This is a genomic window from Bradyrhizobium sp. CCH5-F6, assembly GCF_001556045.1.
Lineage (GTDB): Bacteria > Pseudomonadota > Alphaproteobacteria > Rhizobiales > Xanthobacteraceae > Bradyrhizobium.
Map to the genome: position 1 here is coordinate 1 of NZ_LSIC01000181.1, position 12,854 is coordinate 12,854.

Here is a 12,854-nt window from a genome sequence, read left to right on the forward strand (position 1 = left end):
AATTGCTACGAGTGAGCGATAAACAGGGTGTTGCGACGAACGGTTGAATCCGCCCAGTACGCTGTGGCCTGTCGGTTCAATCGCTACCGTCTCGGAATATTTGATCGCCTGCCTGCGCGGGCGACGACAGTTGGGTATGTGGCGCTGGCGTTGCGACACCATTCGCCACGACATCCTCACGGATGCAGGATCACCTTGCCCATGGCCTGGCGTCCCGCCAGCACCTTCAGCGCGTCCGCGGTCTGGGCCAGCGGGAAGGTGCGGTCGACATGCGATGAGATCTTTCCTTCCGCCGTCCACTTCACGAGCTTCTCGAGATTGGCGCGGTTCTTCTCTGGATTCTGCCGCGTCCAGGCGCCCCAGAACACGCCGCGGATGTCGCAGCCCTTCAGCAGCGCGAGGTTCAGCGGCATCTTGGGGATGTCGCCGGCGGCAAAGCCGATGACGAGGAAACGGCCTTCCCAGGCGATCGAGCGCAGCGCCTGCTCCGCATAGGCGCCGCCGACCGGATCGAAGATGATGTCGACGCCCTTGCCGCCGGTGAGCTTGCGCAGGCCTTCCTTCAGATCTTCCTTGGCGTAGTTCAGCGTCAGCTCGGCGCCATGCGCCTTGGCGAATTCGAGCTTCTCCTCCGACGAGGCGCAGGCGATCACCTTCAGGCCCATCAGCTTGCCGAGCTCGCAGGCAGCGAGGCCGGTGCCGCCGGCCGCGCCGAGCACCGCGAGCGTCTCGCCCGGCTTGGGGCTTGCGCGATCTTCCAGCGCATGCAGCGCGGTGCCGTAGATGATGATGATGCCGGCCGCGCGGTCGTAGTCGAGATTATCGGGGATTTTCACGATCGACGCCGCCGGCAGCGCGATCTTCTCGCGCGCGCCGTTGTGGCCGCAGGAAGCCACCACGCGATCGCCGACCTTGAGGTCGGTGACGCCGGGGCCGATGCTCTCGATCACGCCCGCGACTTCCGCCGCTGGCGAGAACGGGAATGGCGGCTTGATCTGGTACTTGCCCTGGATCATCAGGATGTCGAAGAAATTCAGCGCCGCCGCCTTGATCGCGATCACGGCTTCGCCGGGCCCTGCCACGGGATCTGGCACCTCGGCGAGCACGAGATCGTCGGGCTGGCAATATTGCGAGCAGAGGATGGCTTTCATGGCGGCACCTGGGGCGTTTCGAGTGGAATTATAGTTTTGCCGTTTCTGCCGGATTTAAGCACGGGCGACAATCCGGTTTCTTTACCCAAAGCGATGGGCAGCCCTATCCTCGCGTCATTGCGAGCGCAGCGAAGCGAGCCAGACTATTTCCGTGGGACGGACTCTTGATTGCTTCACTGCGCTCGCAATGACGAAACAATAACAAGGAGGATTCAAACGATGTTTGAAACGGGCCTGCTTGAGAGCAAACGGATCCTCGTCACCGGCGGCGGCTCCGGTCTTGGCGCCGCGATGGGGCGACGCTTCCTCACGCTCGGCGCCGAGCTCGTCATCTGCGGGCGCAAGCTCGACCGGCTCGAAACAACGGCGAGCCAGATGCGCGAGGAGACGGGCGGCAAGGTCACCACCATCGCCTGCGACGTCCGCGATGGCGCTGCCGTCGAGACTATGATGGACACAATTTGGCGCGAGGCGCCGCTCGACATCCTCGTCAACAACGCTGCCGCGACCTTCATCGCACAGAGCGAACACCTCTCCTTTCGCGCCGCGGATGCGATCCTGGCGCCGACGCTGCATGGCGCGATGTATTGCACGCTCGCGGCCGGCAGGCGCTGGATCGAAGGCAAGCATGGCGGCGTCGTGCTGTCGATCCTTTCGACCTCCACTATCACCGGCCGCGCCTTCACGGTTCCGTCGGCGATGGCGAAATCCGCGGTGCTGGCGATGACCAGGAGCCTTGCGGTGGAGTGGGGCCCGAAGGGCATTCGCACCGTCGCGATCGCGCCGGGTCCATTTCCGACCGCCGGCGCCTCCGGACAGCTCCGCCCCGAGGGCCGCGATGAAGGCTGGGCCTCACGCAATCCGCTCGGCCGCACGGGCGAGCATGGCGAGCTCGCCGATCTCGCCAGCTTCCTGGTGTCGGACCGGGCCGGCTACATCAATGGGGAGATGGTGGTGATCGACGGTGGCGCGCATTTGCGCAGTTCCGGCGCCGAGGATTTGCTGCGCTGGACCGAGACACAATGGGCCGAGCAGCGCACAGCCCGATCCAAGGCCTAGCCGCCGCCGATGCCGCCGCTAACTGCCTTCCCAAATTGAACTTTCCCCGCTATCCCTGCCCGGGGACAACGCGCGGTCGGGCCATCTTCCAGTCACAATATTGAGGGAACCACTCCAGCATGTGGCGGGTGCTGATTTTAGCTTTGATGACTGGCGTGGCGGCCGGTGGGATCGCCGATTCCGCGTGGGCGCAGGCGGCGCAACCGACGCCGAAGGCGTCACCGAAGCCGCCGACCGCTCCGCCGGCCAATACGACGGCGAAGGCGGCCGCGAAGCCAGAGAGCAAACCGGCGGCCCCGCCCGCGGCGGTTGCGGGCAGTGCGGAGCCGACCCTGATCGGCCAGTTCGGCACCTGGGGAGCATACGCGGCCACGCCCAACGGCAAGAAGGTCTGCTTCGCGCTGGCAAAGCCCTCGTCCTCGAAGACCAACCCGCCGAATCGGCCCCGCGATCCCGCCTATGCGTTCGTGTCGACCCGGCCGGCCGAAAAGGTGAACAACGAGGTCTCGGTCATGATCGGCTACGCGCTGAAGCCGGGCTCGGAATCGACCGTCGAGGTCGGCGGTGCCGCCTTCGCGATGTACACGCAGGGCGACGGCCTCTGGATCAAGAACGCGGCCGAGGAGGAGCGGATGGTCGAAGCCATGCGCAAATCGGCCGATCTCGTGGTCAAGGGCGTGTCGGCCAAGGGCACGGAGACGACCGACACCTTCTCGCTCAAGGGCCTCGCCCAGGCGCTCGACAAGATCGCCCAGGACTGCAAGCGGTAAGGCGCAGGCGTTAAGGCTGCGGGCGATAAGGTCGCAATCGGCAATTCCGGTTGCTATATAGGGGCGGTTCCACAATTTCGGTCGTCATGGCCGGGCTTGACCCGGCCATCCACGCGTAACCGCGATTGACGAAAGACGTGGATCCCCGGGTCAAGCCCGGGCATGACGAATTCAAACGGCAGTTATCCCAGGTCCATTCAATGCAACCGACGACCGAGCCGCACAACGCAACATTGGTGGAGAAGACTCCGCTCGAAACCTATGTGCCGCCGGCAAAGCCGTCGCTGATCGGCCTGTCGCGCACCGAGCTTGCCGACCGCCTCGGCGAGATCGGCGTCGCGCCGGCGCAGCGCAAGATGCGCGTGCAGCAGCTGTGGCACTGGATCTATTTCCGCGGCGCCCAGAGCTTCGACGAGATGACCTCGATCTCGAAGGGTATTCGCGCTGAGCTCGCCCAGCATTTCACCGTCGACCGGCCCGAAGTCGTGGCCGAGCAGATCTCCAGCGACGGTACCCGCAAATGGCTGCTGCGGCTGCCGAGCGGCGATTCCGTTCAGAAGGCGCATGAGGTCGAGTGCGTCTACATCCCCGAGACCGACCGCGGCACGCTCTGCGTCTCCTCGCAGGTCGGCTGCACCCTGAATTGCGCCTTCTGCCACACCGGTACGCAGCGCCTGGTGCGCAATCTCACCGCCGGCGAGATCGTGGGACAGGTGATGGTCGCGCGGGATCGTCTCAACGACTGGGCCGATCGCGAGGACGGCACGCGCCGCGTCACCAACATCGTGATGATGGGCATGGGCGAGCCGCTCTACAATTTCGACGCGGTGCGCGATGCGCTGCTGATCGTCGGCGACAATGAAGGCATCGGCATCTCCCGCCGCCGCATCACGCTGTCCACCTCCGGCGTGGTGCCGAACATCGTGCGCGCCGGCGAGGAGATCGGCGTCATGCTGGCGATCTCGCTGCATGCGGTGCGCGACGAGCTGCGCAATGAGCTGGTGCCGCTCAACCGCAAGTATCCGATCAAGGAGCTCTTGCAGGCCTGCCGCGACTATCCCGGTGCCTCGAATGCGCGCCGCATTACCTTCGAATACGTCATGCTCAAGGGCGTCAACGATTCGCTCGACGATGCGAAACTGCTGGTGAAGATGCTCAAGGGCATTCCCGCCAAGATCAATCTGATCCCGTTCAACCCCTGGCCCGGCACCGCCTATGAATGCTCGGACTGGGACCAGATCGAGAAATTCTCCGAATACATCTTCAACGCCGGCTATTCCTCGCCGGTGCGCACCCCGCGCGGCCGCGACATCCTCGCCGCCTGCGGCCAGCTCAAGTCGGAAACCGAGAAGCTCAGCGCACGCGAGCGCCAGGCGCTTCGCGCGATGGCGATGACGGATTGATGATGGCGGCGACGCTCTCGCATCCTCGTCATTGCGAGCACAGCGAAGCAATCCAGAGTCTTTCCGCGGGGACAGTCTGGATTGCTTCGCTGCGCTCGCAATGACGACAACGTTGGCTTTCCCGTCATGTCCCTGATCGGCCGCCTCGTCGTCATCTTCATCGGCTTCCTCGCCGCCTGCTTCGTCGGCGGCATGATCGTCGTCGTCGCGCTGTTGTTTCCGGAATTCGCCGATCTCGGCGCCGGTCCCGTCGACCAGGGCACGATCGACATCCTGCTCGGCTTCGGTTTCATCTTCGTCTCGGGCTTCGCGCTGGTGCCGGCGGCGGTGATCGTCGCGATCACCGAAGCACTCTACATCCGCAGCGCGCTCGCCTATGCCGTCGGCGGCGGCGTCGTGGGGCTCGCCTGCTATCTCGGCCTCGTTCCCTTTCATCCCGACACGTTCCAGTTCGAGGGTATCGTGCGGCGGCATCTGGAGATCATGACCGGCGCGGGCATCGCCGCCGGCGTGGTCTACTGGCTGATCGCCGGCCGCAACGCGGGCGCCTGGCGCAATCCGCCGCCTGCGCGCCAGCCGCCTCCACCGCTGCCGTCGAATTCGCGGCCGGATACGCGGTGATTTTCTGACCCTCCCACTCCAGCGGAGGATGGCCACCTCCCCGGGGTTTTCATCTCCGTCTCTCTCCGCTAAACCGCGCGCCATGAACCGGACTGGACTCTTCATCGCCCTGGCGCTGTGGCTCGTGATCGGCGTCGTTTTCGGCCTCTATCCCGAGCTCGATCTCAAGCTCGCCGCGCTGTTCTTCGACCCCGAGACCAGGACGTTTCCGCTCAAGCTGAACGGCTGGGCCAACTTCGCGCGCGACGCTGCGATGTGGGTCGCCTGGGCCTTCGTGCTGCCGTCGCTGGTCGCGCTCGTGGTCAAGATGATACGGCCGGACCGCCCGCTGCTGGTGTCGGGCCGCGCGATGGTGTTCCTGCTGGTCACGATCATCCTGTCGGCCGGCATTCTCACCAACCTCACCTTCAAGACCTATTGGGGCCGGCCGCGCCCGGTGGTGGTGACGGAGTTTGCCGGCGACCAGCAATTCGTGCCGTGGTGGGATCCGCGCGGCGGCTGCGCGCGCAACTGCTCGTTCTTCTCGGGCGAGGGTGCGACCGCGTTCTGGACGCTCGCGCCGGCTGCGCTGGCGCCGCCGCCGTGGCGCCCGCTCGCCTATACTGCCGCAGTGGTGTTCGGCGCCTTGACGAGCGGGCTGCGCATGGCCTTCGGGGGCCACTTCTTCACCGACGTTTCCATCGCCGGCCTCGTGACCTTCGTCGTGATCTGGTTCATGTACGCGCTGATTTACCGCTGGCCGCGGACGCGGTTCTCGGATGAGGCGGTCGATGCCGCCCTGACCCGGCTGAACATGCCCGGCTACCGGCTCCGCCAGCGCCTGTTCGGCCGCAAGACCGGTCCCGAGCCCTCGGTTTGAGCCCATTAAAGGGGTGCCGAGCCCTGCGAAATTTGATATTCGCGCGGTCAAGTTCGCACCTTCACCAGCCCTTGAGACCCGATTGGAAGCCCCATGACCACGATCCTGAAAAGCCTGCCCAAGGGCGAGAAAGTCGGCATCGCGTTTTCGGGCGGGCTCGACACCAGCGCGGCGCTGCTCTGGATGAAGCAGAAGGGCGCGCGCTGCTACGCCTACACTGCCAATCTCGGCCAGCCGGATGAGGCCGACTACAACGAGATCCCGCGCAAGGCGATGGAGTTCGGCGCCGAGAAGGCGCGCCTCGTCGATTGCCGCACGCAGCTGGTGCACGAAGGCATCGCCGCGATCCAGTCGGGCGCCTTCCACATCTCGACCGGCGGCATCACCTATTTCAACACCACGCCTCTGGGCCGCGCTGTCACCGGCACGATGCTGGTCGCGGCGATGAAGGAAGACGGCGTCAACATCTGGGGCGACGGCTCGACCTTCAAGGGCAACGACATCGAGCGCTTCTACCGCTACGGTCTGCTCACCAATCCCGGCCTGAAGATCTACAAGCCCTGGCTCGATCAGCAGTTCATCGACGAGCTCGGGGGCCGCGCCGAGATGTCGGCGTTCATGACCGCGCAGGGCTTTGCCTACAAGATGAGCGCCGAGAAGGCCTATTCGACCGACAGCAACCTGCTCGGCGCCACGCACGAGGCCAAGGATCTCGAGAGCCTCGACAGCGGCATCAAGATCGTCAACCCGATCATGGGCGTGCCGTTCTGGCGCGACGACTGCGCCGTCAAGGCCGAGAAGGTCGTCGTGCGGTTCGAGGAAGGCCAGCCGGTTGCGCTGAACGGCCAGACTTTCTCCGATCCCGTCGCGCTGTTCCTCGAAGCCAACGCCGTCGGCGGCCGCCACGGTCTCGGCATGAGCGACCAGATCGAGAACCGCATCATCGAGGCGAAGAGCCGCGGCATCTACGAAGCGCCGGGCATGGCGCTCCTGCACATCGCCTATGAGCGCCTCGTCACCGGCATCCACAACGAGGACACCATCGAGCAATACCGCATCAGCGGCATGCGTCTCGGACGCCTGCTCTATCAGGGCCGCTGGTTCGACTCGCAGGCCCTGATGTTGCGCGAGACCGCGCAACGCTGGGTCGCGCGCGCCGTCACCGGCGAGGTCACGCTCGAATTGCGCCGGGGCAACGACTATTCGATCCTCAACACCGAAAGCCCGAACCTCACCTATGCGCCGGAAAGGCTCAGCATGGAGAAGGTCGAGGACGCCGCGTTCACGCCGGCCGACCGCATCGGCCAGCTCACCATGCGCAACCTCGACATCGCAGACACCCGCACCAAGCTGAAGCTCTACAGCGAGACCGGCCTGCTCTCGGGCAGCGAAGGCTCGCAGATCTTCCGGCTGGAGAGCGACAAGGGGTGACGTCTTCGTGGCTCGGATGTAGCGCTGCGAAATCCGGGTGACGAATTTAATGACGGTGTCATTCTCGATCGCTACGTTTCCCGTTCCTGTCGGAAACCGGATTGCGGAGCATCGAGCATGGTCAGGGGATCGGCACTCGCCTCTCTCATCGTCCTCTGTTGGACATCATCAGTACCGGCGCAGACGGTCTATCCGATCGATCGTGCCGAGATCCTCGCCGGGGCCCGGTTCGACTTCAAGGTCGAGCTCCCCGGTCCGGTCGATCCCGCCAATTTGAAGATCACGGTGAACGGCGCGGATTATGCGACCGCGTTCGGCCGTGCCGGGGCCTTCATCGACCGCGAGGACGGAAAGGATCAGTCGGCCCTGATCCTGCGCGACGTCACGCTGACCACGCCGGGCAACGTGGTCGTGGACGTGAGCGACGGCACGCACCAGCGCAGCGTCACATGGTCGGTCTACGACACGGGTCCGCGCAAGGCGAAGAACGTCATCCTGTTCATCGGCGATGGCATGTCGCCGGCGCATCGGGTCGCAGCGCGCATCCTGTCCAAGGGAATCTCGGAGGGCAAGAGCCGCGGCAAGCTCGCCATCGACGACATGCCCCATATGGCGCTGGTGGCAACCGCAGGCTCGGATTCGATCATCACCGATTCCGCGAACGCGGCCAGCGCCTATGCGACCGGACACAAGAGCGCCGTCAACGCCTTGGGGGTCTATGCGGATCGCAGCGCCAGCCCGTTCGACGATCCCCGGGTCGAAACCATCACCAGCCTTGCCAGGAGGCGGCACGGCATGGCGATCGGCGTCGTCACCAACACCGAGATCGAAGACGCGACGCCGGCGGCAATGGTGGCGCACACGCGCCGCCGTGCCGCCTATGACGAGATCGTCGACCAGTTCTTTGCGGCGAAGCCGGACGTCCTGATGGGCGGCGGCAGCGCGAATTTCCTGCCGAAGTCGGCCGTCGGCTCGAAGCGCAAGGACGAGACCGACTACATCGCCAGGTTCCGAGATGCAGGCTATCAGGTGGCGACCACTGCGAGCGAGCTCAGCGCGTCGGCCGCAAAACAGGAGACGAGCAAGCTGCTCGGCCTGTTCGCCACCGGCAACATGGATGGTGTGCTCGACCGCAAATTCCTGAAGGGTGGCGGCGTCAGGAAATTCCCTGAGCAGCCCGACCTGACCGAGCAGGTGCAGGCGGCGCTGCAACTGCTGTCGCGGAATGGGGCCGGCTTCTTCCTGATGGTCGAATCCGGAATGATCGACAAATATGCCCATCTGCTCGACATGGAGCGGGCCGTCTACGACACGATCATGCTCGACAATGCGGTGCGCCAGACGCGTGAATGGGCGCGGGCGCGCGGCGACGACACTCTCATCCTGGTCGTGGCGGACCACAATCATCCCAACAGCCTCGTCGGCACGGTGAACGACGACATGGCTACCACGCCCAACGTGCCGCTGCGCGAGCGCGTCGGCGTCTACGATCGGGCTGGCTTTCCCAACTATCCGGCGCCCGACGCGGAAGGCTATCCGGCGCGCATCGACGTCAGCCGGCGGCTTGCCATTTTCTCCGCCAGCCTACCCGATCACTACGAGACGTTCCGGCCGAAGCTGGACAATCCCAACGAGCCGACCGTCAAGGCCGGCGACGACGGGACCTTCAAGGCCAACGACAAATACAAGGATGTTCCGGGTGCGGTGCTGCGCCCCGGCAATCTGTCGGCGATGATCGGCGCCAGCGTGCATTCGGGCGAGGACGTCATCCTGACCGCGACCGGTCCGGGCAGCGAGAGCGTGCACGGCTCGATGGACAACACCGACGTGTTCCGTGTCATGGCCGATGCGTTGGGGCTGGCCGCGGGCCAATGATGCGAATGTTCGCTTGCGAGCCGCGATACGATTGCGCTCTTCCCGCAGACGGACGCGGCAAGACGGTCCGACTCCGGCTCGCTCAGGTCACATGCATTTCACGATGAGGGAGCCGGAGCGAAGACCAGCTTCACGCAGCTGCGGAAGAGCAGGATCTGCCGCTCCAGCCGCTTCGGATCGTTGAGTGTCTTCGACATGATGATCGCGCCGTCGACCACGCAGGAGATCATCTCGGCGAGATCGTCGAGGTCGATCGGCTCGCGCGGCGGATAGACGGCGGCGATGCCGTCGAGAATCGCGCGGAAGTGCGCATTCCAGCTCCGGACCGATTGCGCGGTCAGGTCGCGAACCTCGCGGTCGAACAGGCGTTCCTGGTAGCAGATGCTGGCGATCAGGCACCCCGGATGGCCGTTGGGCAGATCGGCCATGACCTCGGCCAGCAGCTTCAGCGAGATCAGGAACGATTGCAGCGGATCGTCCGAGAGTTCACGCCCCCGCTGGAAGATGTCCTCGAACAGGCGATCGTTCGTGTCCACGTAACGGCGCAGCATTTCCCGCGCGAGCGCGTTCTTGTCCTTGAAGTGATAGAAGAAGCCGCTCTTGGTCAGTCCTGCCTCGGCGATGACCTCGTCGATCGAGGTTGCGCCGAAGCCCTTTGCGAGCACCGCCGCTTCCGCGATCTCGAGAATGCGCTCGCGCGTCGCTTCGCCCTTTCCCATCGATCCCTCCAAAACCATACCAACGGTGCGGAATCTGCCGCGTGGGACAACCGCGCCGATCCGCTGGTTTACGCAAGTCTTTGATTTGTATCCGTTTGCGGGCGGAAGTTCAGCCGCACCATCAGACGTCTAGAGCAGCGCGACATTATGCGGCACCAGTTGCCCGCGACCGAAGGCGGGCATCACGCGACCGAACGAAGGGAGCGGCCCGTGCAGATGATGGAGCGATCAATGGCCAGATACAGACACGCCCTGCCGCAGCACCAAGGCGGCATCTTCCTGACCGACGGCGGCATGGAAACCACCCTGATCTTTCACGAGGGGCTGGAGCTGCCCCACTTCGCGGCATTCGTGCTGCTCGACAGCGCGGACGGCCGCGCCCATCTGAAGCGCTACTACGAAGCCTATCTCCGCATCGCGCGGCAGCGCGGGCTCGGCTTCGTGCTCGACAGCCCGACCTGGCGCGCCAACCCTGACTGGGCCGCCAAGCTCGGCTACGATGCGGCCGCGCTCAAGGCCGTCAACATGGGGGCAATTCGCTTTCTCGACGAATTGCGCGGCGCATGGGAGACGCCTCGCACGCCATGCGTGATCAACGGCGCGATCGGTCCGCGGGGCGACGGTTACAAGGCCGGCAACATGGACGCCGCAGAAGCGGAAGCCTACCACTCGGCTCAGATCGCGGCTTTCGCAGAGGCCGGCGCCGACATGGTGACGGCGTTCACGCTGAACAGCATCAACGAAGCCGTCGGCGTGGTGCGTGCGGCCACGGGCCAGAAAATTCCGGTCGCGATCTCCTTCACGGTCGAGACCGACGGCCGCCTCGTCCGGGGAGAGTCCTTGCGCGAGGCGATCGAAGCCGTCGACGCCGCAACGGAGCGTGCATGCGAATATTTCCTGATCAACTGCGCGCATCCGACCCATTTCGACGGCGCACTCGCGGCCGGCGAATCGTGGGTCCAGCGCATCCACGGCATCAGGGCCAATGCATCGGCGAAGAGTCATGCCGAGCTTGACGAGTCGGAGACGCTCGACAGCGGCGATCCCCTCGATCTCGGCCGCCGCTATCTCTCGCTCAGGCGCGCGTTTCCGCAAATGCGGATTCTCGGCGGCTGTTGCGGCACCGATCACCGGCACGTTGCGGCGGTTTGCGAGGCCTGCGTGCCGTCGGAAGCGATGAGTGCGTAACACAAAATGAAATGGCCGGGATCGCTCCCGGCCATTTGCGTTCGTGGCTGATGCCTCAGCGCGGCGGAGCGGTGCCGGGCGGGGGCGGCGGCAGCGAGGCCTGGCCGCCGTTGAGCAGCGGCGTGATGCGGCGGACCGTGACGCGCCGGTTGATCAGGCTTGGCCCTTGCGTCTGCTCCTTCAGATATTGCTCGCCGTAACCCTGCGACGTCAGGTTCTCGGCGGGCACGCCGAACTGCTGCGTCAGCAATTCGGCCGCGGATTGCGCACGGCGGTCCGACAAAGAGAGATTGTCGACCTCATTGCCGACCGCGTCGGTGTGGCCCTCGATCAGGAACACCTCGCGCGGATTGCGCTGGATCGCCTGGTTGAGGCCGTCGGCGATCACCTGCAGCCGGGCGGCCTGGTCCGGCGGAATGGTCCACGATCCCGTCTCGAAGTTGATCGTGTTGACGTCGATGCTCGGCATCTGCATGCGGACATTGGGGCTGTAGCGGATCTCGTCGAGCGAGTAACGCCGATCGATTCGCTGCACCGGCGGTGCCTGCATGGTCGCGTAGATCACGTCCGGGGACGCCTCCTGGGCGTCGACGATGTAGCGATCATAGGGGATGTTGACCACCGGCGGCGGCACGTCGACATAGAAGCCGCCGACCGATCGCGGATCGCGATAGGTGTTGTCGATGATGATCACCTCGCGCCCCGCGGGGTCCCTGCGGATGCGCCGCATCAGCCGACCGTCGGGGCCGACCACGGTGATGATCTCGCTGCCATCGGGACGAATCACGACGGTGCGGGTTTCGCCGCCGATCGTGTCGGTCCGGATGTCGCGGGCGCCGTAGCGGAAGCGATAGAGATCGTTGCCACGGACATAGGCCTGCCCGCCCGGATCGCGGATGATGATGCGGTCCGGCTCGGTGTAGACGGTGCGGCCGCCTTCGATGGTCTCGCGTCGCTGGTTGTGCAGGTCGGCGATGGTGGCGCCAATCACGGCGCCGGCCACCACGCCTGCGCCGACCGCGAGCGGCGTCAGGTCACGCTGCGGCGGACGCGGCGCCGGCGGCAACGGGGCTGAGACCGTCGGCGCGGTGCGGAAGGCTGGCCTCACTGTGGGCGGCGCGTATTGCGCTCTGTCGGGCGGCGGCGCTGCGGCTGGCGTGCCGGGCACGACGGTCGGCGCCGCGGCGCCGGCGGGAGGCGCCGGCGGCCTTGCCGGGCCACCAGCCTGCGGCGGCACAGCCGGAGTCCCGGCTGCGGGTGCGCCGGCCGGAGGTGTTCCACCCTGTGGACCCGGGGCCGGCGTAGCCGTCGGCGATGGCGTCGCGCCGGGGGCGGGCGTCGCGCCCGGGGTAGGCGGCGCTGTCGGAGTGGCACCGGGAGCTGGCGTCGCCGTCGGAGCGGGCGCGGCACCGGGAGCCGGAGATCCGGCCGGCGGCGGGGCGCCGGGACGTCCGGGCGGCGGTGTGCCGGGGCGGCCGGCTGGCGGCGCGCCAGGCGTGCTGCCGGGAGCCGGGGTGGCGGTTGGCGCAGGTGTTGCCGTCGGTGCGGGTGTCGTTGTCGGAGCAGGGGTGGCTGCTGGCGCCGGGGACCCCGGACGCGCCGCAGGCGCACCGGCTGGGGGCGGTGCTGCGGGCGTCGGTGTCGCCGCGGGCGCAGGCGCAGGCCGGCCCGCCGGACCCGCTGCCGGGGGTGGCGGCGGAGTGGCCGGACGTGCCGCGGGCGGAGGAGGTGTCGCCGGCGTGGGCGGTGGAGCCGCCGGACGTGCCGCAGGCGGTGGC

11 protein-coding genes are annotated in these 12,854 nt (G+C 66.1%); 8 read left to right on the top strand and 3 right to left on the bottom strand.

Annotated features, from left to right (window positions below):
- Nucleotides 1-176 precede the first annotated feature (176 nt).
- Entirely contained in the window at nt 177-1,151 is a 975-nt protein-coding gene (locus AX729_RS31110; protein ID WP_061028011.1) for an NADPH:quinone oxidoreductase family protein, read from the bottom strand.
- A gap of 219 nt (nt 1,152-1,370) precedes the next feature.
- On the opposite strand from AX729_RS31110, the gene AX729_RS31115 reads away from it, so the two are divergent.
- From AX729_RS31115 to AX729_RS31145, 7 genes are all read left to right on the top strand, one after another.
- Nucleotides 1,371-2,210 carry an SDR family oxidoreductase gene (locus AX729_RS31115; RefSeq protein ID WP_061028012.1) on the top strand — a complete coding sequence of 280 codons (840 nt, stop codon included), beginning with the start codon at nt 1,371-1,373 and terminating at the stop codon, nt 2,208-2,210.
- Nucleotides 2,211-2,329: 119 nt separating this feature from the next.
- Complete coding sequence (locus tag AX729_RS31120; RefSeq protein WP_061028013.1) at nt 2,330-2,980, top strand: invasion associated locus B family protein; 651 nt, start codon at nt 2,330-2,332, stop codon at nt 2,978-2,980.
- 200 nt (nt 2,981-3,180) lie between these two features.
- Nucleotides 3,181-4,383, top strand: a complete 1,203-nt coding sequence (gene rlmN / locus AX729_RS31125) for a dual-specificity RNA methyltransferase RlmN (RefSeq protein ID WP_061028014.1) — start codon at nt 3,181-3,183, stop codon at nt 4,381-4,383.
- Between the two features lie 126 nt (nt 4,384-4,509).
- The gene (locus AX729_RS31130; protein WP_061028020.1) at nt 4,510-5,004 is read left to right on the top strand and encodes a hypothetical protein; all 495 of its coding nucleotides are present in this window, start codon (nt 4,510-4,512) and stop codon (nt 5,002-5,004) included.
- Nucleotides 5,005-5,086: 82 nt separating this feature from the next.
- Nucleotides 5,087-5,863, top strand: coding sequence for a phosphatase PAP2 family protein (locus tag AX729_RS31135; RefSeq protein WP_061028015.1), 777 nt, complete (start codon nt 5,087-5,089; stop codon nt 5,861-5,863).
- A gap of 93 nt (nt 5,864-5,956) precedes the next feature.
- Complete coding sequence (gene argG / locus AX729_RS31140) at nt 5,957-7,294, top strand: argininosuccinate synthase (protein ID WP_061028016.1); 1,338 nt, start codon at nt 5,957-5,959, stop codon at nt 7,292-7,294.
- Between the two features lie 117 nt (nt 7,295-7,411).
- Nucleotides 7,412-9,169 (top strand): alkaline phosphatase, encoded by a 1,758-nt coding sequence (locus AX729_RS31145; RefSeq protein WP_061028017.1) that lies wholly within the window; start codon nt 7,412-7,414, stop codon nt 9,167-9,169.
- Between the two features lie 98 nt (nt 9,170-9,267).
- On the opposite strand, the gene AX729_RS31150 is transcribed toward AX729_RS31145, so the two are convergent.
- Nucleotides 9,268-9,888, bottom strand: a complete 621-nt coding sequence (locus AX729_RS31150) for a TetR/AcrR family transcriptional regulator (protein WP_061028018.1) — start codon at nt 9,886-9,888, stop codon at nt 9,268-9,270.
- Nucleotides 9,889-10,119: 231 nt separating this feature from the next.
- Here AX729_RS31150 and AX729_RS31155 point away from each other — a divergent pair, with 231 nt between their 5' ends.
- On the top strand, nt 10,120-11,076 hold the full coding sequence (locus AX729_RS31155; RefSeq protein ID WP_061028019.1) for a homocysteine S-methyltransferase family protein: 957 nt from the start codon (nt 10,120-10,122) through the stop codon (nt 11,074-11,076).
- A 55-nt stretch (nt 11,077-11,131) separates the two neighbouring features.
- Here the strand turns inward: AX729_RS31155 and AX729_RS41405 are convergent.
- Nucleotides 11,132-12,854: OmpA family protein (locus AX729_RS41405; RefSeq protein ID WP_061028021.1), on the bottom strand; the 1,723-nt coding region annotated here is incomplete at its 5' end.

What these genes read in the sequence shown, in the direction of transcription:
- AX729_RS31110 (WP_061028011.1), bottom strand. Translation starts at nt 1,151, where the DNA reads ATGAAAGCCATCCTCTGCTCGCAATATTGCCAGCCCGACGATCTCGTG.
- AX729_RS31115 (WP_061028012.1), top strand. Translation starts at nt 1,371, where the DNA reads ATGTTTGAAACGGGCCTGCTTGAGAGCAAACGGATCCTCGTCACCGGC.
- AX729_RS31120 (WP_061028013.1), top strand. Translation starts at nt 2,330, where the DNA reads ATGTGGCGGGTGCTGATTTTAGCTTTGATGACTGGCGTGGCGGCCGGT.
- rlmN (WP_061028014.1), top strand. Translation starts at nt 3,181, where the DNA reads ATGCAACCGACGACCGAGCCGCACAACGCAACATTGGTGGAGAAGACT.
- AX729_RS31130 (WP_061028020.1), top strand. Translation starts at nt 4,510, where the DNA reads ATGTCCCTGATCGGCCGCCTCGTCGTCATCTTCATCGGCTTCCTCGCC.
- AX729_RS31135 (WP_061028015.1), top strand. Translation starts at nt 5,087, where the DNA reads ATGAACCGGACTGGACTCTTCATCGCCCTGGCGCTGTGGCTCGTGATC.
- argG (WP_061028016.1), top strand. Translation starts at nt 5,957, where the DNA reads ATGACCACGATCCTGAAAAGCCTGCCCAAGGGCGAGAAAGTCGGCATC.
- AX729_RS31145 (WP_061028017.1), top strand. Translation starts at nt 7,412, where the DNA reads ATGGTCAGGGGATCGGCACTCGCCTCTCTCATCGTCCTCTGTTGGACA.
- AX729_RS31150 (WP_061028018.1), bottom strand. Translation starts at nt 9,888, where the DNA reads ATGGGAAAGGGCGAAGCGACGCGCGAGCGCATTCTCGAGATCGCGGAA.
- AX729_RS31155 (WP_061028019.1), top strand. Translation starts at nt 10,120, where the DNA reads ATGGCCAGATACAGACACGCCCTGCCGCAGCACCAAGGCGGCATCTTC.